This is a genomic window from Serratia marcescens, from assembly GCF_029846115.1.
GTDB classification, from domain to species: Bacteria; Pseudomonadota; Gammaproteobacteria; order Enterobacterales; family Enterobacteriaceae; genus Serratia; species Serratia marcescens_L.
Map to the genome: position 1 here is coordinate 3,873,275 of NZ_JARVZZ010000001.1, position 24,051 is coordinate 3,897,325.

The 24,051-nt window shown below is 57.5% G+C and carries 30 protein-coding genes and 1 riboswitch; of the genes, 15 read left to right on the plus strand and 15 right to left on the minus strand.

Translation table 11 applies throughout. The features are described 5' to 3' along the window. The first annotated feature begins 172 nt into the window (after positions 1–172). The 4 genes from pabB to QDT79_RS18455 all read left to right on the plus strand — a co-directional run bounded on the left by pabB (position 173) and on the right by QDT79_RS18455 (position 5,787). Positions 173–1,546 carry an aminodeoxychorismate synthase component 1 gene (gene pabB / locus QDT79_RS18440; RefSeq protein ID WP_308316896.1) on the plus strand — a complete coding sequence of 458 codons (1,374 nt, stop codon included), beginning with the start codon at positions 173–175 and terminating at the stop codon, positions 1,544–1,546. Continuing rightward, the gene (locus QDT79_RS18445; protein WP_063990178.1) at positions 1,543–2,121 is read left to right on the plus strand and encodes a CoA pyrophosphatase; all 579 of its coding nucleotides are present in this window, start codon (positions 1,543–1,545) and stop codon (positions 2,119–2,121) included. Before pabB ends, QDT79_RS18445 begins: the two co-directional genes overlap by 4 nt. A 446-nt stretch (positions 2,122–2,567) precedes the next feature. Further along, entirely contained in the window at positions 2,568–3,932 is a 1,365-nt protein-coding gene (gene sdaA / locus QDT79_RS18450; protein ID WP_025303156.1) for an L-serine ammonia-lyase, read from the plus strand. Positions 3,933–4,200: 268 nt separating this feature from the next. Continuing rightward, positions 4,201–5,787 carry an EAL domain-containing protein gene (locus tag QDT79_RS18455; protein WP_130017582.1) on the plus strand — a complete coding sequence of 529 codons (1,587 nt, stop codon included), beginning with the start codon at positions 4,201–4,203 and terminating at the stop codon, positions 5,785–5,787. Positions 5,788–5,803: 16 nt separating this feature from the next. Here QDT79_RS18455 and QDT79_RS18460 read toward each other — a convergent pair whose 3' ends face one another. Beyond that, on the minus strand, positions 5,804–7,348 hold the full coding sequence (locus tag QDT79_RS18460) for a TerC family protein (protein ID WP_063990181.1): 1,545 nt from the start codon (positions 7,346–7,348) through the stop codon (positions 5,804–5,806). Between the two features lie 562 nt (positions 7,349–7,910). Here QDT79_RS18460 and manX point away from each other — a divergent pair. The 5 genes from manX to mntP all read left to right on the plus strand — a co-directional run bounded on the left by manX (position 7,911) and on the right by mntP (position 12,081). Continuing rightward, positions 7,911–8,870 carry a PTS mannose transporter subunit IIAB gene (manX, locus tag QDT79_RS18465; RefSeq protein WP_033654424.1) on the plus strand — a complete coding sequence of 320 codons (960 nt, stop codon included), beginning with the start codon at positions 7,911–7,913 and terminating at the stop codon, positions 8,868–8,870. 56 nt (positions 8,871–8,926) lie between these two features. Then, positions 8,927–9,727 (plus strand): PTS mannose/fructose/sorbose transporter subunit IIC, encoded by an 801-nt coding sequence (locus QDT79_RS18470; protein WP_033634888.1) that lies wholly within the window; start codon positions 8,927–8,929, stop codon positions 9,725–9,727. Between the two features lie 15 nt (positions 9,728–9,742). Beyond that, positions 9,743–10,585 carry a PTS mannose transporter subunit IID gene (locus tag QDT79_RS18475; RefSeq protein ID WP_033634889.1) on the plus strand — a complete coding sequence of 281 codons (843 nt, stop codon included), beginning with the start codon at positions 9,743–9,745 and terminating at the stop codon, positions 10,583–10,585. Between the two features lie 54 nt (positions 10,586–10,639). Continuing rightward, on the plus strand, positions 10,640–11,098 hold the full coding sequence (locus QDT79_RS18480) for a DUF986 family protein (protein ID WP_308316897.1): 459 nt from the start codon (positions 10,640–10,642) through the stop codon (positions 11,096–11,098). Between the two features lie 218 nt (positions 11,099–11,316). Next, positions 11,317–11,500, plus strand: a riboswitch (yybP-ykoY riboswitch). 11 nt (positions 11,501–11,511) lie between these two features. Continuing rightward, positions 11,512–12,081 (plus strand): manganese efflux pump MntP, encoded by a 570-nt coding sequence (gene mntP / locus QDT79_RS18485; protein ID WP_063990183.1) that lies wholly within the window; start codon positions 11,512–11,514, stop codon positions 12,079–12,081. Positions 12,082–12,145: 64 nt separating this feature from the next. On the opposite strand, the gene rlmA is transcribed toward mntP, so the two are convergent. Continuing rightward, positions 12,146–12,964, minus strand: coding sequence for a 23S rRNA (guanine(745)-N(1))-methyltransferase (gene rlmA / locus QDT79_RS18490; RefSeq protein WP_130017580.1), 819 nt, complete (start codon positions 12,962–12,964; stop codon positions 12,146–12,148). Positions 12,965–13,125: 161 nt separating this feature from the next. On the opposite strand from rlmA, the gene pgeF reads away from it, so the two are divergent. Next, complete coding sequence (pgeF, locus tag QDT79_RS18495) at positions 13,126–13,842, plus strand: peptidoglycan editing factor PgeF (RefSeq protein ID WP_063990185.1); 717 nt, start codon at positions 13,126–13,128, stop codon at positions 13,840–13,842. Between the two features lie 52 nt (positions 13,843–13,894). Here pgeF and cspE read toward each other — a convergent pair whose 3' ends face one another. From cspE to QDT79_RS18510, 3 genes are all read right to left on the minus strand, one after another. Next, a complete protein-coding gene (gene cspE, locus QDT79_RS18500) occupies positions 13,895–14,104 on the minus strand; it encodes a transcription antiterminator/RNA stability regulator CspE (RefSeq protein WP_002221949.1) in 210 nt (69 codons plus the stop codon). A 41-nt stretch (positions 14,105–14,145) separates the two neighbouring features. Next, positions 14,146–14,262 (minus strand): DUF2627 domain-containing protein, encoded by a 117-nt coding sequence (locus tag QDT79_RS18505; RefSeq protein ID WP_002211058.1) that lies wholly within the window; start codon positions 14,260–14,262, stop codon positions 14,146–14,148. Between the two features lie 682 nt (positions 14,263–14,944). Further along, positions 14,945–15,979: an MBL fold metallo-hydrolase gene (locus tag QDT79_RS18510; protein ID WP_063990186.1), complete on the minus strand. Its 1,035-nt coding sequence runs from the start codon at positions 15,977–15,979 to the stop codon at positions 14,945–14,947. Between the two features lie 220 nt (positions 15,980–16,199). Between QDT79_RS18510 and QDT79_RS18515 the strand changes: the two genes are divergently transcribed. After that, a complete protein-coding gene (locus QDT79_RS18515) occupies positions 16,200–16,490 on the plus strand; it encodes a hypothetical protein (RefSeq protein WP_063990187.1) in 291 nt (96 codons plus the stop codon). Between the two features lie 46 nt (positions 16,491–16,536). Here the strand turns inward: QDT79_RS18515 and QDT79_RS18520 are convergent, their stop codons facing one another. The 3 genes from QDT79_RS18520 to QDT79_RS18530 all read right to left on the minus strand — a co-directional run bounded on the left by QDT79_RS18520 (position 16,537) and on the right by QDT79_RS18530 (position 18,687). Beyond that, a complete protein-coding gene (locus QDT79_RS18520) occupies positions 16,537–17,898 on the minus strand; it encodes an amino acid permease (RefSeq protein WP_063990188.1) in 1,362 nt (453 codons plus the stop codon). 175 nt (positions 17,899–18,073) lie between these two features. Continuing rightward, positions 18,074–18,310 (minus strand): DUF4060 family protein, encoded by a 237-nt coding sequence (locus tag QDT79_RS18525; RefSeq protein ID WP_004927680.1) that lies wholly within the window; start codon positions 18,308–18,310, stop codon positions 18,074–18,076. 74 nt (positions 18,311–18,384) lie between these two features. Beyond that, the gene (locus tag QDT79_RS18530; RefSeq protein ID WP_004927682.1) at positions 18,385–18,687 is read right to left on the minus strand and encodes a phage protein NinX family protein; all 303 of its coding nucleotides are present in this window, start codon (positions 18,685–18,687) and stop codon (positions 18,385–18,387) included. A 170-nt stretch (positions 18,688–18,857) separates the two neighbouring features. Between QDT79_RS18530 and fos the strand changes: the two genes are divergently transcribed. After that, positions 18,858–19,265 (plus strand): fosfomycin resistance glutathione transferase, encoded by a 408-nt coding sequence (fos, locus tag QDT79_RS18535; RefSeq protein ID WP_063990189.1) that lies wholly within the window; start codon positions 18,858–18,860, stop codon positions 19,263–19,265. Positions 19,266–19,304: 39 nt separating this feature from the next. Here fos and QDT79_RS18540 read toward each other — a convergent pair whose 3' ends face one another. Further along, entirely contained in the window at positions 19,305–19,583 is a 279-nt protein-coding gene (locus QDT79_RS18540) for a YebO family protein (RefSeq protein WP_107226345.1), read from the minus strand. A gap of 81 nt (positions 19,584–19,664) precedes the next feature. After that, a complete protein-coding gene (gene mgrB / locus QDT79_RS18545) occupies positions 19,665–19,808 on the minus strand; it encodes a PhoP/PhoQ regulatory lipoprotein MgrB (RefSeq protein WP_016927395.1) in 144 nt (47 codons plus the stop codon). Between the two features lie 177 nt (positions 19,809–19,985). Between mgrB and QDT79_RS18550 the strand changes: the two genes are divergently transcribed. Then, the gene (locus QDT79_RS18550) at positions 19,986–20,219 is read left to right on the plus strand and encodes a YobH family protein (protein WP_038877047.1); all 234 of its coding nucleotides are present in this window, start codon (positions 19,986–19,988) and stop codon (positions 20,217–20,219) included. Positions 20,220–20,259: 40 nt separating this feature from the next. Here QDT79_RS18550 and QDT79_RS18555 read toward each other — a convergent pair whose 3' ends face one another. Beyond that, entirely contained in the window at positions 20,260–20,499 is a 240-nt protein-coding gene (locus QDT79_RS18555; protein ID WP_004927692.1) for a DUF2766 family protein, read from the minus strand. Between the two features lie 182 nt (positions 20,500–20,681). Between QDT79_RS18555 and QDT79_RS18560 the strand changes: the two genes are divergently transcribed. Together QDT79_RS18560 and QDT79_RS18565 are read left to right on the plus strand one after the other, a co-directional pair. After that, positions 20,682–20,894 (plus strand): YccJ family protein, encoded by a 213-nt coding sequence (locus QDT79_RS18560; RefSeq protein ID WP_004927694.1) that lies wholly within the window; start codon positions 20,682–20,684, stop codon positions 20,892–20,894. Between the two features lie 448 nt (positions 20,895–21,342). Next, positions 21,343–21,729: a helix-turn-helix domain-containing protein gene (locus QDT79_RS18565; RefSeq protein ID WP_063990191.1), complete on the plus strand. Its 387-nt coding sequence runs from the start codon at positions 21,343–21,345 to the stop codon at positions 21,727–21,729. A 21-nt stretch (positions 21,730–21,750) separates the two neighbouring features. Here the strand turns inward: QDT79_RS18565 and QDT79_RS18570 are convergent, their stop codons facing one another. The 4 genes from QDT79_RS18570 to QDT79_RS18585 form a co-directional block, all read right to left on the minus strand. Then, the gene (locus tag QDT79_RS18570) at positions 21,751–22,098 is read right to left on the minus strand and encodes a DUF1304 domain-containing protein (protein WP_233221877.1); all 348 of its coding nucleotides are present in this window, start codon (positions 22,096–22,098) and stop codon (positions 21,751–21,753) included. 435 nt (positions 22,099–22,533) lie between these two features. After that, on the minus strand, positions 22,534–23,475 hold the full coding sequence (locus QDT79_RS18575) for a pirin family protein (RefSeq protein WP_063990193.1): 942 nt from the start codon (positions 23,473–23,475) through the stop codon (positions 22,534–22,536). Between the two features lie 105 nt (positions 23,476–23,580). Beyond that, positions 23,581–23,745 (minus strand): hypothetical protein, encoded by a 165-nt coding sequence (locus QDT79_RS18580; protein ID WP_162837923.1) that lies wholly within the window; start codon positions 23,743–23,745, stop codon positions 23,581–23,583. A gap of 23 nt (positions 23,746–23,768) precedes the next feature. Continuing rightward, positions 23,769–23,924 (minus strand): hypothetical protein, encoded by a 156-nt coding sequence (locus QDT79_RS18585; RefSeq protein ID WP_016927390.1) that lies wholly within the window; start codon positions 23,922–23,924, stop codon positions 23,769–23,771. Positions 23,925–24,051: the final 127 nt, after the last annotated feature.

Sequence of the window (24,051 nt, forward strand, 5' to 3'; positions counted from 1 at the left end):
TCGAAGTATAATCAATGGCGCAAAAAATGCCTTATTTCAGGTTTATTGAACTGCCGTTTATGTGAACTGTGCTTCATGTCGCGCATGGCAAAACATGCATGACGTGACCGTCTATGGCACACTAGCTGCCAGATATCTATCGCCGTCCTCACAGCCAGGTTTATTGACGTTCATGAGCGTAACCGCCCCAAACATAAAATCTTTGCCCTACAGCCGCGGTGCCCTGATGAAGCTCTTCGCCCCGCTTTCAGCCCACCCGTGGGCGATGCTGCTGCATTCGGGCTTCGCCGACCATTCGCATAACCGCTTCGACATCCTGGTCGCGCAGCCGCGCGTTACGCTCACCACTCAGGGTGCCAGCACGAAAATCGAAAGTGACGGCGTCACTATTCAGTCGCAGGAAGATCCGTTCTCCCTGCTGCAGCAACAATTGGCGGCGCAAGGCTGGCAGCCGGCGTTTAACCCGGATCTGCCGTTTCAGGGCGGTGCCCTGGGGCTGTTCGGCTACGATCTCGGGCGCCGGGTGGAAACCTTGCCGCAGTTGGCCGAAGCCGACCTCGCTTTGCCGGACATGGCGGTCGGCATTTATGACTGGGCAGCGATCGCCGACCACCATTTGCAGACCCTGACGCTGATCAGCTATGGCGACGTAGAACAGCGCTGGCGTTGGCTCAATAGCCAAACCGCGCCGACGGAACGCCCTTTCACGCTGCTGAGCGGCTGGCGCGCCAATATGAGCCGGCGGCAATACGGCGAGAAGTTCCAACGTATTCAGCGCTACATGCGCAGCGGCGACTGTTACCAAATTAATCTGGCGCAACGGTTCTCCGCCAACTATCAGGGAGATGAATGGGAGGCGTTCTGTCGATTGAGCGCCTGCAACCGCGCGCCGTTCTCGGCCTTCCTGCGCCTGCCGCACAACAGCGTACTGAGCGTCTCTCCCGAGCGCTTCCTCTGGCTGGAGCAGCAGCGTATCCAAACCCGCCCGATTAAGGGCACGCTGCCGCGGCTGGCGGACACGGAACAGGACGCCGCGCAGGCTCGCCGTTTGGCCGATTCACCCAAGGATCGCGCTGAAAACCTGATGATCGTCGATCTGCTGCGCAACGATATCGGCCGCGTCGCCCAACCTGGCAGCGTACGAGTGCCGGAACTGTTTGCCGTGGAACCGTTTCCCGCCGTACATCACCTGGTGAGCACCATCACCGCGACCCTGCCGGCGCATACCTCGGCGGCCGAACTGCTGCGCGCCTGCTTCCCCGGTGGGTCGATCACCGGCGCGCCCAAGGTGCGAGCGATGGAAATCATCGAAGAGCTGGAGCCGCAGCGCCGCAATGCCTATTGCGGCAGCATCGGTTACCTGAGCGCCTGCGGCACGATGGACACCAATATCACCATCCGCACGCTCGTCACCGAAAACGGCCGCATCCACTGCTCCGCCGGCGGTGGCATCGTGGCGGACAGCCAGGAGCAGGCGGAATACCAGGAAACCTTCGACAAGGTTGGTCGTATTTTGCCGCAGCTTGGGGAGTATGCCCTGTCGTGATCCCATCGAACTCACCGGCCTCACTGCACGCCTTTATCAGCCGTTTTCAACTGCAGCTGCCGCAGGCGGCGCAGATCTCGCACAATGTGCGCCCGGCGGCGGTGCTGATCCCAATCGTCTGCCGCGCCGAGCCGACGCTGCTGTTGACCCGGCGCGCCGACTCGCTGCGCAAACATGCCGGCCAGGTGGCCTTCCCCGGCGGTAAAACCGATGCCGAAGACGGATCGGCGATCGTCACGGCGCTGCGAGAAGCGCAGGAAGAAGTGGCGATACCGCCGCACGCGGTGACCGTCCTCGGCCAAATGGCGCCGCTCGACAGCAGCACCGGATTTCAGGTCACGCCAATCGTCGGCCTCATCTCGCCGGACGTGCAGTTCCACGCCAATGAGGGCGAAGTGGCGGACGTGTTCGAGATGCCCCTGCGGGAAGCGCTGACCCTGTCGCGTTACTACCCGCTGGATATTCATCGCGCCGGCCATACGCACCGCATTTACCTCTCCTGGTATCACAGCCAATTTATCTGGGGGCTGACCGCCGCCATCATTCGCCGCCTGGCGCAGCAGGTCAGTATTTAACCCGTATTGCGTGATCTGACTCGCAATCTGGCATGGCCGTCGGCGTCCACTGCAGGTAAAGCGATCGAAATCACTTCATTTGATCGCTTTTTCAACTACCGTTCCGGTTGAATGGTTTTAAAAAAACTGTAAACCCTCTCTTAAACCTTACGAAATACCTGTAAAATACCACCGTCCGAGATAAACCACTGTAGAAACAGGGATTAAGCCGGCGGCGTTCAGCACGGAAGGCTGGCGCGATTACCGTTAATGGAGCTTGGGCGAAAGCGGATACCCCGCTTAAGGGTTCGCCCCGGGTAATCAGTAAAAAAAGCGACACCACGGATTATTTAATTTCATGCGAAAAAGGCAGCCGAACCCGCACGGCCCTTTTACAATATCGCTGTTCCCTGCGCGGTTTTTAACCGCTGCAGCCATAACAATACGTCTCTTTAAGGAGTTTTAGCGTGATTAGCGTTTTCGACATGTTTAAGATCGGCATCGGCCCGTCCAGCTCTCATACGGTTGGACCGATGAAAGCCGGCAAACAGTTTGTCGACGATCTGGTAAATAAAGGCCTGATGCCTTCTATCACGCGTGTTGCCGTAGACGTTTACGGCTCACTCTCATTGACCGGTAAAGGTCACCATACCGATATCGCCATCATTCTCGGCCTGGCCGGCAACATGCCGGACACCGTCGATATCGATAGCATTCCGGGTTTTATTCGCGATGTAGAACAACGTCAACGCCTGATGCTGGCCAACGGCCTGCATGAAGTCGATTTCCCACGCGACGGCGGCATGGTCTTCCGCAGCGACAACCTGCCGCTGCACGAAAACGGCATGCAGATCCACGCCTTCGCCGGCGATAAAGAAGTGTACAGCAAGACCTATTACTCTATCGGCGGCGGTTTTATCGTCGACGAGGAGAACTTCGGTAAGGACGCCGAGCAAGAGCTGCAAATGCCCTATCCGTTCAACTCCGCGCGCGAAATGCTCGATCACTGCCGCGAGACCGGGCTGTCGCTGTCCGGCATGGTGATGCAGAACGAACTGGCGCTGCACAGCAAGCAAGAGATCGAGACCTACTTCGGCAACGTCTGGCAAACCATGCGCGCCTGTATCGATCGCGGTCTGAACACCGAAGGCGTGCTCCCGGGGCCGCTGCGCGTACCGCGCCGTGCCTCCGCGTTGCGCCGCATGCTGGTGGCGTCGGACAAACTGTCCAACGATCCGATGAACGTGATCGACTGGGTCAACATGTTCGCGCTGGCGGTTAACGAAGAGAACGCCGCCGGTGGCCGCGTGGTCACCGCACCGACCAACGGCGCCTGCGGCATCGTCCCTGCGGTGCTGGCTTACTACGATCACTTCATCGAGTCCGTTAGCCCGGATATCTACATCCGTTACTTTATGGCGGCAGGCGCCATCGGCGCGTTGTACAAGATGAACGCTTCCATTTCCGGCGCCGAAGTCGGCTGTCAGGGCGAAGTCGGCGTGGCCTGCTCCATGGCGGCAGCCGGCCTGGCCGAACTGCTGGGCGGCAGCCCTGAGCAGGTATGCGTGGCGGCGGAAATCGGCATGGAACACAACCTGGGGCTGACCTGCGACCCGGTCGCGGGCCAGGTACAGGTGCCGTGCATCGAGCGCAACGCCATCGCCTCGGTCAAGGCGATCAACGCCGCCCGCATGGCGCTGCGCCGCACCAGCGAACCGCGCGTTTCGCTGGATAAGGTGATCGAGACCATGTACGAAACCGGCAAAGACATGAACGCCAAGTACCGGGAAACGTCACGCGGTGGCCTGGCAATCAAGGTGCAATGCGACTGACAGACAACCCCGCCGCCCGGCGGGGTTTTTTATGGATAATCAATTCATTGCCCCTCTTTAGTGACAATGTCACCAGAAAATATCCTGCATTTTTCTCATCGATCCGACGGTTAACCTGCAAATTGGCCTTCTGTTTTACCAAACTGAAATAATTTACTGAGTTACCATCAATCTTGTATAACCTCAGGCTAGAATTAGCCGAGCGCAACTTAAGGAGCTATGGCCTGACTGTGACTCGGAGCTGGATTACCGAACAAGGATTTACCGGATGTTGATGACCCACCTCGCCGCGTCCCGATATCGTTACTACCGTTGGCTGCTGGCCGGAGCGGTGGGCGCGGCTATTCTGTTGGTATCGCTGTATACCCGTTACTATCAAGAGGTCAAAAGCATCGAGCTGAGCCAACAGACATTGGCCACCCGAACCGTCGGCAAGCTCAACCAGTTGCTGACGCCGGCGCAGCTGCAGGCGGAACGCAGCATGGACATGCTGGACCAACCCTGCGAGAACGTCTCATCGACCCTGCGCTTTCGCGCCGCGCAAAATCAGGCGTTGCGCGCCATGCTGCTGGTAAAAAACGGCATTATTTACTGCTCCAGCCTATTTGGCGCCCGTCATTATCAGTTGGCCGCGGTGATGCCCACCTTCGTCAACAGCGACGCCAGGCTGGCGCTGCGCCCCTCGCTGGCGGTCAGCAAAGGTCTGCCCACGCTGGTGATGTGGACGCCATCCCCCCGCGATAACACCAGCGGCGTGCTGCACGTATTCAATATCGAGCTGCTGTCCAACTTTTTACTCGAGCCGCAGGAGCCTTACGTTCAGCGCGTGGTGCTGAACGTAGCCGACAGCAGCCTGGAATACGGCCGACGCGAAATCCTGAGCCGTGACACCCTGACCAACGATCTGCGCTACACCGCCGGCTCTGCGCTGTATCCGTTCTCGATTTCTCTGTTCGGCCCGCAGATCGGCATGCTGGCACTTTCCGCACTGCCGCGCCATATTCCGCTGGCGCTGCTGATCAGTCTGTTGGCGGCCTATGTGGTCTATCTGCTCACCGCCAACCGCATGAGCCTGTCTTACCACATCGGCCATGCCATCACTCATCGCGAGTTCCGCGTCTACTGCCAGCCGATCATCCACAGCGACACCGGGCGCTGCGCCGGCGTCGAGATGCTGCTGCGTTGGAAAAAGAAGCGACAAGGATGGATCTCGCCTGACGTGTTTATTCCGTTGGCCGAGCAGCATGACCTCATCATTCCGCTCACCCGCTATTTGATGAACACCGTGGCGGAAAATCTGCAGCTGTTCCCGCCACGACCGTCGTTCTACATCAGCATTAACGTCGCCGCCGAGCATTTTAAAACGCTCAACATCATCGACGATATCCGCCAGATTTGGCTGCCGGCGCACCCGATGCCCTCGCTGATGCTGGAGCTGACCGAACGCACCGCGCTGTCGGCGATCCAGTATGACCAGATTCGCACGCTGAAAGACATGGGGATCATGCTGGCCATTGACGATTTCGGCACCGGCCACAGCTCGCTGAGCTACCTGAAAAACCTCAGCCCGGACGTGTTGAAGATCGATCGCGGGTTTACCGCCGCCATCGGCACCGACGCGGTCAACGCCACGGTGACCGACACCATCATTACGCTGGCGCAGCGGCTGAAGCTGAAACTGGTGGCAGAGGGGGTGGAAACGGAGGAACAGGCCGACTATCTGCGCGCACGCGAGGTCAATGCCCTGCAGGGGTATTATTTCGCCAAGCCGATGCCGATCCACGTTTTCCCGCTGTGGTTGCAGCAGTACGAATCGCGCGTCAGGAAAGCGGAAGAGGATCCGCCGGAGGCCTGAGCCCCCGGCGGGAGGGTTACGAATGCGTCGGTTCGTCGAAGACGACGCGGGTGACACGCACCAACTCGATGCGATAGTCGGAGACATCGACGATATCGAAACGCAGGTGGTTCAGTTCGATGGTGTCCCCCACCACCGGCATCTGGCCATAGTGAGCCAACAGCAGCCCCGCCAGGGTAGCGTAATCGGCGGTGGGGCTGACCAGGTCATCGCAGGCCAGCGCCTGTTCCAGCGAGTGCAGATCGGTTCCGCCCTTCACCAGCCAGCCGTCGCCTTCCGCCACGATGTCCGGCGTTTCATCCTCGTCCGGGAACTCACCGGCAATCGCTTCCAGCACGTCCAGCGGCGTCACCAGCCCCTGCACGACGCCGAACTCGTTGGTGACCACCACCAAACGTCCTTTGGCGCGGCGCAGCACCGCCAGCAGCTTGATGACGTCCATGGTTTCCGGCACCACGATCGGCGGCGTACGGGCGGCGAACTCGGCGATATCCTCCCCTTGCTCCAGCGCCACCAGCAGATCCTTGGCGCGTACCACGCCGACGATCTCATCCACCGAGTCGCGACACACCGGGAACAGGCTGTGCGGCGTATCCAGCAGCTGTGCGCGCACCTCCTCTCGGGAGCGCTCGCAGTCGACCCAGGAGATGTCGGTGCGCGGTGTCATCACGCTGCGCAATGAGCGCGAGGCCAGTGTCAACACGCCGCTGATCATATAACGCTCTTCCGCCGCGAAGGTTTCGTCCCTTGGCAAGGCGACCTCATCGTCCGTCTGCTGCGCACGTTGCTGCCCCATCAGGCGCATGATCGCTTCCGCAGTGCGCTCGCGCATCGGGCGGCGCGCTTGATGCTTGATGAAGTTGCGGCGCGCGATCTGGTTGAACAATTCAATCAGGATCGAGAAGCCGATCGCGGCGTACAGATAGCCTTTAGGAATGTGCAAGCCGAAGCCTTCGGCGATCAGGCTCAAACCGATCATCAACAGGAAGCTCAGGCACAGCACCACGATGGTCGGATGCGCGTTGACGAAGTTGGTCAACGGCTTCGACGCCAACAGCATCACCGCCATCGCGATCACCACCGCCGCCATCATCACCGGCAGATCGTTCACCATACCCACGGCGGTAATCACCGCATCGAGCGAGAACACGGCGTCAAGGATCACGATCTGCACCACCACCGCCCAGAACTTGGCGTAACCGCGATTGGCGCCGTCCTGGTGCGTCTGCCCTTCCAGTCGTTCATGCAGCTCCATGGTGGCCTTGAACAGCAGGAACACCCCACCGAACAGCAGGATCAAATCGCGGCCGGAGAAGCTGAAATCGCCGACGCTGAACAGCGGCGTGGTCAGGGTCACCATCCAGGAGATAACAGACAGCAGGCCCAAACGCATCAGCAATGCCAGCGACAGGCCAATGATGCGCGCCTTATCGCGCTGCTTCGGCGGCAGTTTGTCGGCCAGAATGGCAATGAACACCAGGTTGTCGATGCCCAGCACGATTTCCAGCACCACCAGCGTAAGCAACCCCGCCCAAATAGAGGGGTCCATTAAAAATTCCATATCAGACTCCAGCGAAAAGTGGGAATGCGCGCACGCCGCGCAGACGTGACGATGCCGCCGCTGCGTGGGCGCAGTCGACACTAGCAAAGTGACGGAATGGGGTTACCGGGAGATGGCCGAAGGGCCGAACAGCATATGCAACGCCAGCAGGTGGCGGATGAAACCTGGAAAAACAGTAACTTCGGTGACAGTCCATAGGGAGGGCTGAGGCCCTTCACTCCTTAGTGATGAAAGAAGAAATTACTGTATCAGGATTTTTCTGGGGGACAAAGCGCCTTTTTCAACGGCGGTTTAGCATGGCGCTACGACATATCGTCTGCGACAGCTAAGATTTCTCCGAGCATTCAATAGCAGAGCAGCGTCACAAAAAATATTTTTTCACTCACTAAAATAAATCTCGCGTTCGTGAAGCATCACGCACAGGCACTTGAAACTGCGTGAGAAATGTTAGGCGTGCGTTTCTTTTTTTCTACCATAATGTATCTGAACCGCGGAAGTGACTGCCAAGACGGCGCGGAGAAACGACACAAACCGCGTCTGGAGTTCAACGAGGAGGTAGCGAGTGGCAATAGCTATTATCATCGGCACACACGGGGCTGCAGCGGAACAACTGCTGAAAACGGCGGAGATGCTATTGGGCGAGCAGGACAACGTCGCCTTTATAGACTTCGTTCCCGGTGAGAATGCCGAAACGTTAATCGTCAAGTACAACGAAAAAATCAGTGGGTTGGATACCAGCGGCGGCGTGCTGTTTCTGGTGGATACCTGGGGCGGCAGCCCGTTCAACGCCGCCAGCCGCATTGCGGTCGACAAAGAAAACTATGAGGTCGTCACCGGGGTCAACATCCCGATGCTGGTGGAAACCTTCATGGCGCGGGACGATAACCCCGCTTTCGATGAACTGGTGGCGCTGGCGTTGGAAACCGGCCGAGAAGGCGTGAAGGCGCTGAAAAAACCGCAGGAAGAACCCGCAAAACCCGCAGCACCCGTCGCCAAAGCCGCTGCCCCTCAGGCGCCGCTGGGGCCGAACGACCACATGAAAATCGGCCTGGCGCGCATCGATGACCGTTTGATTCACGGCCAGGTCGCCACCCGCTGGACCAAAGAGACCAACGTCAGCCGCATTATCGTCGTCAGCGATGAAGTCGCCGCCGACCATGTGCGCAAAACCCTGCTGACCCAGGTCGCCCCGCCGGGCGTCACCGCTCACGTGGTGGACGTGGCGAAGGCCATCCGCGTGTGGAACAACCCGAAATATGCCAACGACCGCGTGATGCTGCTGTTTACCAACCCGACCGACGTCTTGCGCCTGGTGGAAGGCGGCGTGGATATTCAATCCGTCAATATCGGCGGCATGGCGTTCCGTCAGGGGAAAACCCAGGTGAACAACGCCGTTTCCGTCGATGAAAAAGATATCGAAGCGTTTAAGAAACTGAACGATCGCGGTATCGAGCTGGAGGTGCGTAAGGTCTCGTCCGACAGCCGGCTCAAAATGATGGACCTGATTAACAAACTCAATTAGTGGCGCCAGCCGCTGATTATTTTACTCAGAGCTTTTTTGGTCATAGGAGAAGTGCAATGGAGATCACCACTCTTCAGATTGTGCTGATATTTATCGTTGCCTGTATCGCCGGGATGGGTTCCGTCCTCGACGAGTTCCAATTCCACCGTCCGCTGGTCGCCTGTACCCTGATCGGCTTCATTCTCGGCGATATGAAAACCGGCATCATTATCGGCGGTACGCTGGAAATGATCGCCCTGGGCTGGATGAACATCGGTGCGGCAGTCGCGCCGGATGCCGCCCTGGCGTCCATCATCTCGACCATTCTGGTCATCGCCGGCGGGCAAAGCGTCGGCGCCGGTATCGCCCTGGCCATTCCGCTGGCGGCGGCCGGCCAGGTGTTGACCATCATCGTGCGTACCCTCACCGTGGCCTTCCAGCACGCGGCGGACAGCGCGGCGGAGCGCGGCAGCCTGCGCGCCATCACCTGGATCCACATCGGCGCCCTGCTGCTGCAGGCGATGCGCATCGCCATCCCGGCGGTCATCGTCGCCATCTCGGTTGGCACCGCCGGGGTACACGCCCTGCTCAACTCGATCCCGGAAGTGGTCACCAGCGGCCTGAACATCGCCGGCGGCATGATCGTGGTGGTCGGTTACGCGATGGTGATTAACATGATGCGTGCCGGCTACCTGATGCCGTTCTTCTACCTGGGTTTCGTGACCGCCGCCTTCACCAACTTCAACCTGGTGGCGCTCGGCGTCATCGGCGTGGTGATGGCCGTGCTGTACATCCAGCTTAGCCCGAAATACAACAAGTCTCAGGTTGTCCAGGCCGGCCCGGCTAATGCGAACGATCTCGATAACGAACTCGACTAGGAATAGGTGAGAGAAATGGTTGATACAACTGCTCAAAAGAAACTCACGCCGGCCGATATTCGCGGCGTATTCCTGCGCTCGAACCTGTTCCAGGGTTCGTGGAACTTCGAGCGCATGCAGGCGCTGGGTTTTTGCTTCTCGATGGTCCCGGTGATCCGTCGCCTGTATCCGGAAAACAATGACGATCGCAAACAGGCGATCAAGCGCCACCTCGAGTTCTTCAACACCCACCCTTACGTGGCGGCGCCGGTGCTCGGCGTAACCATGGCGATGGAAGAGCAACGCGCCAACGGCGCGCCGATCGACGACGGCGCGATCAACGGCATCAAGGTCGGTCTGATGGGGCCTTTGGCGGGCGTCGGTGACCCGATCTTCTGGGGCACCGTGCGGCCGGTATTCGCCGCGCTCGGCGCCGGCATCGCCATGAGCGGCAGCCTGCTCGGGCCGATCCTGTTCTTCGTGCTGTTCAACCTGGTGCGCCTGTTGACCCGCTACTACGGCGTGGCCTACGGTTACCGTAAAGGGGTGGATATCGTCAACGACATGGGCGGCGGCTTCCTGCAGAAATTGACGGAAGGGGCGTCCATTCTCGGCCTGTTTGTCATGGGCGCGTTGGTCAACAAGTGGACGCACGTGAATATCCCGCTGGTGGTGTCCAAGATCACCGACCAGACCGGGCATACCAACGTCACCACGGTGCAGACCATCCTCGACCAGCTGATGCCGGGCCTGGTGCCGTTGCTGCTGACCTTCGCCTGTATGTGGCTGCTGCGTAAAAAAGTCAATGCGCTGTGGATCATCATCGGCTTCTTCGTCATCGGTATCTTTGGCTATTGGATTGGCCTGCTGGGCCTGTAATCGTTCGAAACGGCCGGGGGGCAACCCCCGGCTTTTTTATGTGTGGAGCAAGAGATGTCACTGACCGACGCCGTACTGATGCTGTTTATCGCCCTGCTGTTGCTGTATTCGCTGTACGACGAATTCGGCATGGATCTGCTGAAAGGCAAAACGCGGCTCAAAGTGCCGCTCAAACGCCGTAACCGCCTCGACAGCCTGATTTTCGTCGGCCTGATCGTCATTCTGATTTACCGCAATGTCACCGACAGTGGTGCGGTATTAACCACCTATCTGCTTATTTCTTTGGCGCTGCTCGCTATCTATGTTTCTTATATTCGCACGCCCAAGATGGTGTTTAAAACACACGGATTTTTCTTCGCCAATGTGTTTGTCGAATATAACCGTATTAAAGCCATGAATTTATCGGAGGATGGCATTCTGGCCGTCGACCTGGAACAGCGCCGGCTGTTGGTTCAGGTGACTCACCTGGACGACCTGGAGAGGATTTACCACTTTTTCATTTATAATCAATAAATAAAGAAAAAATCATTTTACTTTCGCTCAAACCTTGCGCTGCTTGTGGATAATTAATCGGCAGCGCCATTTCCTTTCTGACTATTATTTCTGCAACATTGTTACCCACGTCTACATTATATTCCCATATCAACTTGGATTAATGAAAACGAGTCTCAATTAAGAGCGAACATAACTCCAGAATAAAGTTGTCGGTGGCAGAAATAATATGGTATGGTTGCGCCGTCATTGGGGAGTAGCCGGTTTCTGGAGAATAAAATGCCAGAAACGCCCGTATCAACATACTCGTTTCGCCGTATGAAACGTGGTGCGGGCAGCCAGGTAAGGTTGGCGAGACCATAGACACGTAACTCCGTCGTTAGGTTGGGGGTGGGTTACGTGTATATGGAGCCACCCGGCCGAGGCTATTTCACATGAACCTTTCAGCTACACTCATTCTCGCTTTCGGCATGTCCATGGATGCTTTCGCCGCTTCGATCGGCAAAGGTGCCAGCCTGCATCAACCCCGTTTCCGCGAAGCGATCCGTACCGGCCTGATCTTCGGCGTGGTTGAAGCGATCACCCCGCTCATCGGTTGGGCCATCGGTCTGTTCGCCAGCCAATACATCATGGAATGGGACCACTGGGTCGCCTTTTCCCTGCTGTTCATTCTCGGCATGCGCATGATCGTCGAAGGGGTGCGCAACAGGCCCGATGAGGAAGAGAAGGTCAAACGCCACGGCTTCTGGATCTTGGTGGCCACCGCTATCGCCACCAGCCTCGACGCCATGGCTATCGGCGTCGGTCTGGCCTTCCTGCAGGTCAATATCGTGCATACCGCCATGGCCATCGGCTGTGCCACCATGATCATGGCGACGCTGGGCATGATGATTGGCCGCTTTATCGGCCCGCTGCTGGGCAAACGCGCCGAGATCCTCGGCGGCGTGGTGCTGATAGGTATCGGCTTCAACATTCTGCTGGAGCATCTCGGCTACCTGGCCTGAGGCGCTCGCTCTGCAAAAAAACCTGCCGCGGCAGGTTTTTTTGTTTCTGGGCTCAGTGCGCCCGTTAAGCGCGGCGTCGGTACAGCGCCAACACGAAATCCGTTTCGCACACGAACTCGGCGCCATCCGCCAACCCCTGTTGCACCTCCGGCGTAGCGCGCCAGGCGAACGGCGTCATCTGCAGCAGGTTGGCAGCCTGCGCGCCCGGCAGGGTCATCGTGTAGGCTAACGCCTCTTTACGCTCACACTCAAATCCGGCGAACTGCTCGTCCTGTTCGGCATGCAGCTGCACCTGCTGGTAGACCTGTTCTTTCAACTGGTACAGATGACGCGGGCCCGGCGAGACCGTCACCACTACGCCACCCGGCTTCACCACCCGCGCCAGCTCCTGCGCCTTGCAAGGCGCATAAATGCGCAAGACTGCATCCAGCGCCCCATCGGCGAACGGCAGACGGTGGCTGGAGGCGACGCAGAACGAGACCGCAGGATAACGTTTGGCGGCGTAGCGGATCGCTACCTTGGCGACGTCCAGCCCATAGACTGCCATATTGCGTGCCTGCGCCAGCCGTGCGGCCACGGCGGCGGTGTAATACCCTTCCCCACAGCCTATATCCAACAACGCGCCTGCATCGGCCGCCAGCGCCAAATCCAGCCACTCGGCCACCTGCTGCTGCAGCGGCTGATAATAACCGCCGTCGAGAAACGCGCGCCGTGCCTGCATCATTTCCGCGCTGTCTCCCGGCTGCTTCGATCGTTTGTGCTGCACCGGCAGCAGATTGACGTAGCCTTCTTTGGCTTGATCGAACTGATGATTGCCGTCGCAACGCCAGTGTTGCGATGAAAAATGCAGCGGTTGATGACACAGAGGGCATTGATAAGACATGAATGGGCTTCCAAAGAGACAGGGCGCGGCTAGTCTAAAGAAGGCGTCGGCTCGATGCAAGGCGCATCCCCGCTCGCTTTCTCCGCCAACAACGCCTGGCCAAGCGGGGAAAAAGCTGGCTACACTGAGAGTCTGTTTTCTCACGCAGGTGAACATAACTTATGAGCGATCGTTCCGCGCTGCTCGATGCGGTGCCCCACATTCAGCACGGCTTCGGCAGCAAACTCGCGCTGCTGCCCGGGCATCTGCTGCCCTACAGCGCCACGCTGCCGGAAAAAAAACAGGTGCACGGCACCCGCATTGTCGACGTGCTGCAACCGGCGCAGGCGTGCGGCGAGGCCGATGGTTTCTATACTCGCCAGCCCGGCATTCTGCTCAGCGTACTGACGGCGGACTGTCTGCCGGTGCTGTTCAGCCGCCGTGACGGCGGCGCTATCGCGGCGGTACACGCCGGCTGGCGCGGGTTGCTGGACGGCATTCTGGAACAGATGGCAGCGCGCATTCGCCAGGACGGCGATGCCGCCGACTGGGTGGCCTCTATCGGCCCTGCCGCCGGCCCGTGCTGCTACGAAGTCGATGAAGCGCTGGTGGAAAATTTTAAACAACGCCTGCCGCTGCCCGCCACGCTGATCAGCCCGCATTACCGTCATCTCGATTTGGCCGCAATTGCCGAATACAAGCTGACGGCGCTCGGCTTCGCCGCCGTTGACCGCGCCGGCAGTTGCACCATCTGCACGCCGGACGTCGACCCACAGCGGCCACAGCGCTTCAAATACACCAGCTATCGCCGCAACAGCCACCGACGCGCGCAGGATCCGACGCATCCGGGGATCAAAGGCCGCAACCAGTACGCCGGTATCATCATCGCCGCCGGATGACGGAAACGAAAAAGCCCGCTCGAAGGCGGGCTTTTTGTACAGCTGACGCTGATTAGATAGCAGTAACGTTTACTGCAGATGGACCTTTCTGGCCATCTTGGATTTCGAACTCAACGTTCTGGCCTTCAGCCAGGGTTTTGAAGCCGTTACCCTGGATTGCAGAGAAGTGTACGAACACGTCTTTGCTGCCGTCAGCCGGGGTGATGAAACCGAAACCTTTAGACTCGTTGAACCACTTAACTTGACCTTTGATCTTTGCCATCTTGAGTATTTCCTTTGGATTGTTTAAACCGCCCGAGGGCGTTACATAGACAAACTAGAGTCGTTACTGCTTGAGGCACTAAGATAAGGATCGGCAGAGAAGCGGTATTCAACGCTAACGTCTTTACTCAGAACTTCTTTACTGAAAATGCCACACATATACAGAACTGTACCTCGTTTTACCCAGATGCGTTATCACATACTCTGTATGCGATGGCAAGCCATTTTTAATCACTGAACGACATGTCGCACATATTTGAAACGGTCGAGCGCCACATTTGCTTAAATAGGCCAAAAGATGTTGAAGCATCGGCTATTTTCTGCTTGCCAAACTCACTGCGCCAGACCCCGCATTCTGATAGCGTTTTAACAAAACTTTCATCGTTTTGACGCATCTCCTTCTCGGCATTTTCGCTTTTTCGTCGCTTATAGCGTTAAAAAATTTGAATCTTTATGGAATGTCATATGCAACATTTGAATATCGATGAACGGGGGCCAATTTATTCAATGCTTCTCCGCCCCTTTACCGCCGGAAAGCGCATTCATCGTCGGCTTTCAGCCCTGCCCCCTCGGGGCGCGAACCCCATCGCGTCGGAAGCCGGAGGTGACGCGGGTACAACAGGCAACGGTTGCATAAGCATGCAACGTCCTGGCGCCGCTCCCGCTGGCCGGTTGTTTCATCCTAAATAATCCGAAAGCCATGACTCTGAATAGCCGGAATAACCTTGTGAATAGCAAAAGAGCAGCGCTGAATTAAATCCTGAAAATCGGGTGGTTATTTGAATCGCCACCCGTACTTATCAATTTTGCTAATTACTGCCACGCTTTCAAACCGTTGCTCTTATTCTTTCCCCTGCCCCACAGGGCGAAGAGAGAACGCTTGCGGTGAGTCCTGCAACGCGATGCGCTCGCCAATCTTCAGCGGGTGGAATTGATGCTGCTCCAACCCCGCCTCGTTCAGCGCCAGGTTCAGCTGCTGCGGCGGTTCGTCGAGCGATTCGTCTGCCAGTTCGAATACCCCCCAATGGATGGGAATGGCTCGCGGCTGATTCAGCTCGCGATACAGCGTCACCGACTGCTGCGGATCCATATGCTGTTCCTGCATGAACCAGCGCGGCGCATAGGCGCCAATGGGCAACGCCGCCACGTCGAACGGTCCCAACCGTTGACCGATTTCCGCCAGCTGCGCCGAATAGCCGCTGTCGCCGGAAAAATAGAACCGCAGCGCCGGATGATGGATCACCCAACCGCACCACAGCGAGCGATTGCGATCCCACAGCGTGCGCATGCTCCAGTGCCGCGCCGGCGTGGCGTAGACCGTCAGTTCGCCCAGCGGCAGGCTCTGCCACCAGTCCAGTTCATGCACCTTCAGCCGATAGCGGCGGAACCAGCGCTTCAAGCCGAGCGGCACGATAAACTCGGCCTGTGGGAAGCGCCGCGCCAGCTGCCGTACCGTGCGCCTGTCGAGATGGTCATAGTGATTATGGGAGATCAGCACCACATCCACCGCCGGCAGTTGCCCCACCGTCAGCGGCGTCGGCGTTCTGCGCTTCGGACCGTAGAAACTCAGCGGCGAGGCGCGTTCGGACAACACTGGGTCGATCAGAATATAGCGGCCGCCCAGCCGCAACAGCATTGACGCATGCCCCAGCCACCAGATGCTGTCATCGCTGCCGCTGAGATCGGCGGGTTGCCACCAGCGTTCGGTAAATTGCGCATAGCCGTGCTGCGGCGGCCTGGGCAGCCCCTGCCGCTTGCGCTCATCCTGCCAACGCTGCAGGTCGCCCTCCTGGCGCAGCGAGGGCTCCGGGTTGCGAAATCCCTCCGGCGTGTGATGCGCCTTGGCCGCGTCGTAATAACGGTTGATTCTTTTCATCCAGCCTTTTCTCCCGACCACTGCGCCCTGCACGGGCATGACTTTCAGTGTAACAAACCCGATGAAGCTCGCACTTTGTCAGCCGTGCGCTGCATCTCGGGACCTTTTGCCTTATGCTGTTGTCTCACTCCGGTGAGACAGCCAGGGCCGCCAAGAGCCCGTTAAGACTCTCTTAAGATCTTTGTGATTGACTTGTAGGGCATACAGAAAAGGAGAAGTTATGAGTCGTTCTACATCCCGCAAATCAGGCTCAAGCCTGGGGCGCCGTATTCGCAGCGCGCTGCTGGCGCAGAAGCAATACTGGAAAATGTATTTCGCCATGAAGTTGCGCCGTCTGCGCGTACCTGCACCGCTGGTGGTGCTGGGCGGTTCGCTGCTCGGATTCTTCATGTTGACCCTGCTGATGCTCAGCGTGGTGGTCATCGATGTGATCAGCACCCTGCTGCTGCTGTGCCGGAAACTGCTGGGGCGGGGTCACGGTGAGGGGCGCGCTTTTATGCCGCGCGGCTGACGAGAAGAGAAGCGGAGGCGCGCCATACGCCTCCGCAGCACACAGATTAACGCTTGGCGCCTTTGCGGCGCGTCAGCATAAACCCGCACCACAGCACCGCAATCCACACCGGCATCAGCAACACCGAAATGCGGATCCCTTCGCTGAAATACATAATCACCAGAATCAGGCCGAGGAACGCCAGACACAGGTAGTTGCCGAACGGATACCACAGCGCCTTAAAGCTGGGGATGACGCCCTGGCGGTTCTTGGCCGCACGGAATTTCAGGTGCGCCAGGCATATCATCACCCAGTTGATCACCAGCGTTGACACCACCAGCGCCATCAGCAGCTCAAACGCCTTACCGGGCATCAGGTAGTTAATCAGCACGCCAATCGAGGTAATCAACGCCGACAGCGCGATGGACAGCACCGGCACGCCGCGTTTATTCACGCGCGTCAGCGCCTGCGGCGCATTGCCCTGGCTGGCCAGCCCGAACAGCATGCGGCTGTTGGCGTAAACGCCGCTGTTGTAGACCGACAGCGCGGCGGTCAACACCACCACGTTGAGCACGGTCGCCACCAGATTGCTGTTCAGCGCATGGAAGATCAGCACGAACGGACTGCCGCCCTCCACCACTTGCCCCCAAGGATAGAGCGACAGCAGCACGGTCAGTGAGCCGATATAGAAGATCAGAATGCGGTACACCACCTGATTGGTGGCTTTGGGAATGCTGCGACGCGGATCGGCGGCTTCCGCCGCGGTGATGCCGACCATTTCCAGCCCGCCGAACGAGAACATGATGACCGCCATCGCCATCACCAGTCCGGAGAAGCCGTGCGGCATAAAGCCGCCCTGCTGCCACAGGTTGGTGATGCTGGCCTGCGGGCCGCCGTTGCCGCTGGCCAACAGCCAGGCGCCGAACACGATCATGCCGACAATCGCCACCACTTTGATGATGGCGAACCAGAATTCGGTTTCGCCGTACAGACGCACATTCACCAGGTTAATCAGGTTGATCAGCACGAAGAACAGCGCGGCGGAGGCCCAGGTGGGGATCTCCGGCCACCAGTACTGAATGTAGATGCCGACGGCGGTCAATTCCGCCATGCCGACCAGAATGAACATCGCCCAGTAGTTCCAGCCGGAAAGGAAGCCGGCGAAGTCGCCCCAATATTTATAGGCAAAGTGGCTGAAAGAGCCGGCGACCGGTTCTTCCACCACCATTTCGCCCAGCTGGCGCATGATTAAAAACGCGATAAAACCGCCGATAGCGTAGCCCAACAGCACGGCGGGGCCGGCCATTTTAATGGTTTGCGCAATGCCGAGAAATAAACCGGTTCCGATGGCGCCCCCGAGGGCAATAAGCTGTATGTGTCTGTTTTTTAAACCGCGTTTTAGCGGAGTATCCTGATGCTGACCGCCCATCTTATCCTCATATGGCGTACACCCCTGCCGCTATCGGCCAAGATTTCACCAATCAATAAATGTATCTGCGGGCGGCTTTTTAACACTTAACCCCGTGAGCATCAAGGAGAAGCGCCCCGAGACGGCAGGCCGGAGCGCGATTTTTTTACCGAGAGAAAGCGGATAAGGGCAGCGTTTAGCCAGGCATTCCGCACAGTTTGGTCAGGTTGCGCGCGCCGATCATCAGCGTGGCGACATAAGATTGGCTACGCGTGACCACTTCCACCGCCACGCGATCGTTTTGATATTTTATCAGGTAGGTCGAGGGCCAGCCCTGACGGCGCTGGCCGAAGCTTTCGGCATGACGATCGATCGCCGCATGGGCAATCACCAGATGAGACAAGTTTTTATCACCTTTGATAATGCGCTTCATAAACAGCCTCCGCCAACGACAGTTCTGTTATTAGAAAAAGGAGAAACTCTTACCAATCACCGGTATTGTTCGACTCAGTTAGCCTGTCGGCTCATCAGGAAGCAGATCATCGCCGCGCGCAGCGGGCTGGCGCTGTCCGCCTGCCATTCACCGCCCTGGGTGCTCATGCGTGCCTGCCACTGCGGGCTGTCGCTTTGGTTGTCGGGGTTCAGACTGATTTTGTTGGCGCAAATGATCGGCCAGGCATCGGAGGGATTCTTGCAGTAATCTTTACCTTTCACACCACCGTAGGGATACCACTTGTCCGGGTTCTCCCCGGTTAGCAGCGCGATGCTGCGGTTCACTTCGGCATCGCTTTCTTCGTACCATTTAATCATCGGCTTTATCCATCTTTCGTAAGGTTCGCGCTACATTACGATGTCTGTACGACAGTTTTATGACAGCGCCGCCGGTTTTCACATTATCTCTACTAATGCTTTGTCCCCTTTATCTTTCCTTAACGCCTGCGTACACTTTTCTCTCTGTTCAGCGCCCAGGAAATGCATGCATGTTGACCGGCCTCAATCACTTGACGCTTGCCGTCAGCGATCTCGATCGCAGCGTCGAATTTTATCGCCATCTGTTGGGGTTTACCCCGCACGCCCGCTGGCAAGGCGGCGCCTATCTCTCGTTGGGGGCGTTGTGGCTGTGCCTGTCGCTGGATGAATCGCGTACGCAACAACGCGAGCGTGATTACACTCATTACGCTTTCAGCGTAGCGCCGGAACACATTGAGCGGGTCAGCGAGCGGCTGCGCCAGAACGGCGTCAAAGAGTGGAAAAGCAATCGCAGCGAAGGCGAATCGCTCTATTTTCTCGATCCTGACGGGCATCAATTGGAGATCCATGCCGGCGATCTGGCCAGCCGCCTGGCGGCATGCCGGGAAAAACCGTATCAGGGCATGGTGTTTTACTGAGGCGCCCCGGCGGCGCTGCCGCCGGCCGGAGCATCATGCTCAACGTTCGGGGATAAAACCTTTGAAATCCAGCGCGGGGCTGAGATCGTCATCGTCAGCAGCATCGCCGCCATCAGCGCCAGCGCGATGCGCCAGGCGTTTCAACAGCGCCGTTTGTTGGCGTTGTTGCTCGGCAATCTCCTGCAGCAGGCGAATCTGCTCGTTGGCGCGCACGCTGGCGCGGTTCACCAGGAACCAAACCCACAGCCCAACCAGCAACGCCACGGCGGCGAGAGCCAGCGACAACAGGCCGTTCTGGCCAAAACCTAAATCGTACATGGACAACCCTATCTACTGCGACATTCAGGCCGCCATCTTAACACTCGCGGCGACCGTGCGAACATCCCCGCCCAAAATTGCTTACCAGGGCACGAAGCGGGTCACCGAACAGATGCCCAACGCAAAATTTCCACCATCGTCGCAATAGCTGTCCAGCGCCAGCAGGTAGAAAAACAGGCAGGCAGCGACGGCCGTCATTATCACGAGGATTTTTTTTCGCAACAAATTTAGCAGCCTCATTGTTATCTGGGTAATCTATCGCGCATGTTATCACAACGAAGTTAAACGAAGTTTAACTTGTCGTTTAGATTTCTGGCTATCGCCCGGTTTTCAGACTGTTACCCTTGTTCTCGCAGGGGGGGCCGTGGCTAGATGCCCTCTCAGGGATAACGAGGAAGCACAATGAGCAGATTGATTAAGTGGGTACTGGTGTTGGCGGTCATTTACGGCGGCTTTTTGATCTCGGGCTACGGCGTGCTGATCGGTAGCAACAAAAACGTTGGCGGGTTGGGATTGCAATGCAAATACCTGACGGCGCGCAACGTGGCGATCGCCCAGTATGTGAATGGCGACAACGGTTTCATCGGCGTAGCCGACTGCCCGCTGTTCAAGAAAATCGAAACGGTGGTGGATTAACCGCCACCGCCCGACGCCGCCGCTCTGCGGCGGCCCCGCCTCAGTTACGGGTAAACTTCATTTCGATCAGCGCAATCGCCTTGTCAATCGCTCGGCGGGTCACCGGATCGGCGCCTGCAGGGTGCGTGGAGAAATCGATGCTTTTGAGCTGACCCGCCATCTTGTCGCGCACTTCGGTCGGCGCAATCACGTCGATAACGTCCAGAATCTGTTTGATGACCAGTTGGCAAGCGACCAGATCGGAAGCCAGTTCCTGCTCGTTGCTCAGCATGTCAGACATAATAACTTTCCCTCTTGATTCAAACGCCGCACAGAATAGCATGACGTCCGCGCCATTACCCGCTCTCCCCATTTTTTTCCCCCTTCTGCGCACCGCCGGGCAAAAGCCTGCGGCGGATTAGCCTATACTTGCAGCAAGACGGTGATAAAACCCCCCGCAGCCACAACCAACAGGAGAAAGTTATGGCGAATCACAATGTGAAATCCTGGGCGACAGTGCGTGAAACTTCGGTGGAAATCGCCGAAGCCATTTTTGAGCTGGCAGGAAACGACGAAGTGTTGGCGCAGAAAATCTGGGAAGAAGGCAGCGACGAAGCGCTGGAGAAGGCCTTTGCCAAAACCACCGCCGACCAGCTTTATTGGGGAGAGGAAACCGTCGAGCGGAAAAACGTTTGAGCGGTTACACAACAAAAAGCCCGGGTTTCTGACCCAGGCTTTCCCGGTTCGCGATCGCCCCGCTCAGCGGCGTGCAATGTCTTTTGCTCTCACGGTTCTTCACCTCCTACACCTTCCGCATTTTTCATGTTCATCACCGGCATCGCCATAAAAGCGCCGACGCCCACGATTACAACCAGAGTAATAATCACTGTCATTAACATGCGATCACCCCATCAACGTTGAGTTGTTACGGCTGACTCTGTTTTGGCGGTTACTTGCTGCGGCCTTCTTTGCGTCCCCCACCGCGGCGGCGACAGTCTCAGATTAGCCGTTTTTCCTTTCGGCTGACAAGCGGCGGTTAAACGGTTTTTCCGAATAATTTCCCCCCCGTCACCGGCGGCGTTTTTGTCCACGGCGGCAAGTTGTGTATACTTCACCGCTATGTAGGTCTCACACTGACGCACTGATGATACAAGAACACCACCTCTCGTTGGTCTGCGCCCTCAGCAAATGGGTCGAAACTCACCTCGGACGAGTGATCCATCTCGAAGAGCTGGCCGAATACTCCGGCTACTCGCTGTGGCACATGCAGAAGTTGTTCAAAGAAGCGACAGGGATTTCGCTCGGCAAATACATTCGCGAACGCCGTCTGGCCGGCGCGGTCTATCAACTGCGCAGCAGTGAAGCGTCGATCTTCGATATCGCCCTGGACTTTGGCTTCGGTTCACAGTCCCACTTCACCTACATGTTCAGAAAGCGTTTTAATATCACGCCCTATGATTTCCGCCAGGACTTGAGCGTCGATCTGCACATCGCTCCACCTTTGCACGTCATTCACCAAAAATCCGCCTGACGCCCGCCGCAAACCGACGGGTTAACGCGCCCCCCAAACCGCCAGTATCGCGATCGCGGCCGGCAGCGCCTGCACCCACAGAATTTTGCGGCTGGCGGTCAACCCGCCGAACACCCCGGCCGCCAACACACACCCGAGAAAGAACAGCTGCAGTGCCATATCCCCACGCCAATAGCTCCATACCAACCCCAACGCCAGAAAGCCGTTGTACAACCCTTGATTAGCGGCCAACACCCGCGTGGCTGCGGCGAACTCCGCCGTCGTGCCGAATGCGCGCCTGCCGAGTGGCGTACGCCACAGGAACATCTCCAGCACCAGGATATAAAGATGGAGCGCTGCGATGAGCAGCAGCAAGATATCGGCAAACAGCTTCATGAAGGTCCCTGTCATTTATTGAAGATGTCATTAATTATAAACGCTACCTCTCATCTCCCCATCGGCGGAGATAAAAAAAAACCCGCCGAAGCGGGTTTATGCAGGAGTCATTTTCTGAGGTTAGTTTAATACGGCGACCAACAATGCCGCGACAGAGACCCAAAACAGCGCCGTGGCAACCACGACATGGGACAGTCTTGCACGATAAAGTACCTGGCTCATAATGACCTCACTGACATCTGACTAACGGGAGACAACTTGACTTCCTGAGGATTATCCTAAACTTCTTCTCGTTGTCATTATTTGCGCCAGATCACTTTTCCGCCGAGAAACCTTATATTGTCGTAAAGCTGGAGCCGCGATCACATTAATTACGCCTTATTAGAGCGAAATAAGCCGAATAATCGCGGCGATTATAGCCGAACGCTATCAAACATCGCTCCAGGGCAGGCGCGGTGCGGTCATGCGCTCACCAGAATAACCGCTAACCGCCGGGAAACGCGGCGCCCCTTGTTCCCAATCATGCTGAGCCCGAGTAATTTCAGCCTTGGTATGGCCAACGAAATTCCACCAGATAAGGATCTCTTCGTTTAATGGCGCCCCACCGATTAATAATCCCCGGCTGCCCTTCTGTGCATTTAACTCAATAGAGTTATTCTTCATGCCCAAATAGGCGAACTCATCAGGTGAAAAGGTTTCACCATTAAGTTCAAATGCACCAATAAGGGGCAAAAAGCCGACTTCATCATCATCGCGCAACGGCAATTCGATTCTCGCCGCTTCCTCCCATTCCAGATCAATGGCGATTAATGGCGAAAGAGTAAACACCGGTGAACGGTAAGCGCCAAATTCCCCAACCAACAAACGGTGATTCACGCCGTTATTCTGCCATTGCGGTAAGTCAGGATAATGATCGAAGCGTGGCGCCATATTGGCATGTTCGGCCGGCAGCGCGATCCATAATTGCGCAGCATGCAATCGCCGTTGCTCACCCACCGACTGTTCCGTATGCGCAATGCCGTGCCCTGCGGTCATCAGGTTAACCTGACCCGGGCGAATCACCTGCTCACTGCCGAGGCTGTCTCGGTGCAGCACCTCCCCCTCTATCATCCAGGTGAACGTTTGCAGCCCGATGTGCGGATGCGGCCCCACATCCATGCCGGGCGAGGCGCCGTTGAATACCGTCGGCCCGGCGTGATCGAGAAAACACCAGGCGCCAACGGTGCGCCGCTCCCGAGTTGGCAACGCACGGTTGATCGGAATGCCTCCCACTTCGGCGTTACGCACGGCAATACGTTGTATCTGGCGCACGCCGTCAACGACAGGGCACTCGCGTGAAGGTGAAGAGAGCGTAGGGCGTGACTGACTCATCGCAAAGACCTCCTGAATGGCGCCGATTGGCCAAGGGTAACCGCCCAAGCTTAACACAGGACAGTTCCCCGACAGAGCGGCGACGCTCAGGCGCGTTCGCGCGGATCAGGACGCTTTGATATAGCAGCTCTTGATGTCTATATCGTCGTGCGCGTGCCTGAGATCGGAGAAATAGGTCACGCCAAAGAGAATTGATACCACCAGCAGCACGGACACCAACAGGCCGATGATCGCCAGCAGTTTGGTTTCATCATGGAGATTAGGCTCCATTTTATCTCCCCTAGTTAATCGCGTCAGGTCACCCACAGCGTGACCGCCAGCGTAAAGATAATCAGTGAGCAGGACGCCACCGCCAACACGACGATCGCAAATTGCGCATCACCCAAGGTTTCTCGATAATTTTTATCCGTTGAGGCGTTACGCTGTTGTTTCACTAAATCGGTTTTCACTCGTTCAACTGCTGCATTGCTGTTTGACGGGGCAAAACATCCCCTCAGAATAAGGCGCCAACGTTGCCGCCTGGGTCGTTCCGGCCTCAACCGGGGGATGACGCTATCAATTTTCCCTATCAGGGTC

Excerpts from the sequence above, each read along its gene's own strand:
- pabB (WP_308316896.1), top strand. The coding sequence starts at position 173 with ATGAGCGTAACCGCCCCAAACATAAAATCTTTGCCCTACAGCCGCGGT.
- QDT79_RS18455 (WP_130017582.1), top strand. The coding sequence starts at position 4,201 with ATGTTGATGACCCACCTCGCCGCGTCCCGATATCGTTACTACCGTTGG.
- QDT79_RS18460 (WP_063990181.1), bottom strand. The coding sequence starts at position 7,348 with ATGGAATTTTTAATGGACCCCTCTATTTGGGCGGGGTTGCTTACGCTG.
- QDT79_RS18470 (WP_033634888.1), top strand. The coding sequence starts at position 8,927 with ATGGAGATCACCACTCTTCAGATTGTGCTGATATTTATCGTTGCCTGT.
- QDT79_RS18475 (WP_033634889.1), top strand. The coding sequence starts at position 9,743 with ATGGTTGATACAACTGCTCAAAAGAAACTCACGCCGGCCGATATTCGC.
- QDT79_RS18480 (WP_308316897.1), top strand. The coding sequence starts at position 10,640 with ATGTCACTGACCGACGCCGTACTGATGCTGTTTATCGCCCTGCTGTTG.
- mntP (WP_063990183.1), top strand. The coding sequence starts at position 11,512 with ATGAACCTTTCAGCTACACTCATTCTCGCTTTCGGCATGTCCATGGAT.
- rlmA (WP_130017580.1), bottom strand. The coding sequence starts at position 12,964 with ATGTCTTATCAATGCCCTCTGTGTCATCAACCGCTGCATTTTTCATCG.
- pgeF (WP_063990185.1), top strand. The coding sequence starts at position 13,126 with ATGAGCGATCGTTCCGCGCTGCTCGATGCGGTGCCCCACATTCAGCAC.
- cspE (WP_002221949.1), bottom strand. The coding sequence starts at position 14,104 with ATGGCAAAGATCAAAGGTCAAGTTAAGTGGTTCAACGAGTCTAAAGGT.
- QDT79_RS18505 (WP_002211058.1), bottom strand. The coding sequence starts at position 14,262 with ATGTGTGGCATTTTCAGTAAAGAAGTTCTGAGTAAAGACGTTAGCGTT.
- QDT79_RS18510 (WP_063990186.1), bottom strand. The coding sequence starts at position 15,979 with ATGAAAAGAATCAACCGTTATTACGACGCGGCCAAGGCGCATCACACG.
- QDT79_RS18515 (WP_063990187.1), top strand. The coding sequence starts at position 16,200 with ATGAGTCGTTCTACATCCCGCAAATCAGGCTCAAGCCTGGGGCGCCGT.
- QDT79_RS18520 (WP_063990188.1), bottom strand. The coding sequence starts at position 17,898 with ATGGGCGGTCAGCATCAGGATACTCCGCTAAAACGCGGTTTAAAAAAC.
- QDT79_RS18525 (WP_004927680.1), bottom strand. The coding sequence starts at position 18,310 with ATGAAGCGCATTATCAAAGGTGATAAAAACTTGTCTCATCTGGTGATT.
- QDT79_RS18530 (WP_004927682.1), bottom strand. The coding sequence starts at position 18,687 with ATGATTAAATGGTACGAAGAAAGCGATGCCGAAGTGAACCGCAGCATC.
- fos (WP_063990189.1), top strand. The coding sequence starts at position 18,858 with ATGTTGACCGGCCTCAATCACTTGACGCTTGCCGTCAGCGATCTCGAT.
- QDT79_RS18540 (WP_107226345.1), bottom strand. The coding sequence starts at position 19,583 with ATGTACGATTTAGGTTTTGGCCAGAACGGCCTGTTGTCGCTGGCTCTC.
- QDT79_RS18550 (WP_038877047.1), top strand. The coding sequence starts at position 19,986 with ATGAGCAGATTGATTAAGTGGGTACTGGTGTTGGCGGTCATTTACGGC.
- QDT79_RS18555 (WP_004927692.1), bottom strand. The coding sequence starts at position 20,499 with ATGTCTGACATGCTGAGCAACGAGCAGGAACTGGCTTCCGATCTGGTC.
- QDT79_RS18560 (WP_004927694.1), top strand. The coding sequence starts at position 20,682 with ATGGCGAATCACAATGTGAAATCCTGGGCGACAGTGCGTGAAACTTCG.
- QDT79_RS18565 (WP_063990191.1), top strand. The coding sequence starts at position 21,343 with ATGATACAAGAACACCACCTCTCGTTGGTCTGCGCCCTCAGCAAATGG.
- QDT79_RS18575 (WP_063990193.1), bottom strand. The coding sequence starts at position 23,475 with ATGAGTCAGTCACGCCCTACGCTCTCTTCACCTTCACGCGAGTGCCCT.
- QDT79_RS18580 (WP_162837923.1), bottom strand. The coding sequence starts at position 23,745 with ATGGAGCCTAATCTCCATGATGAAACCAAACTGCTGGCGATCATCGGC.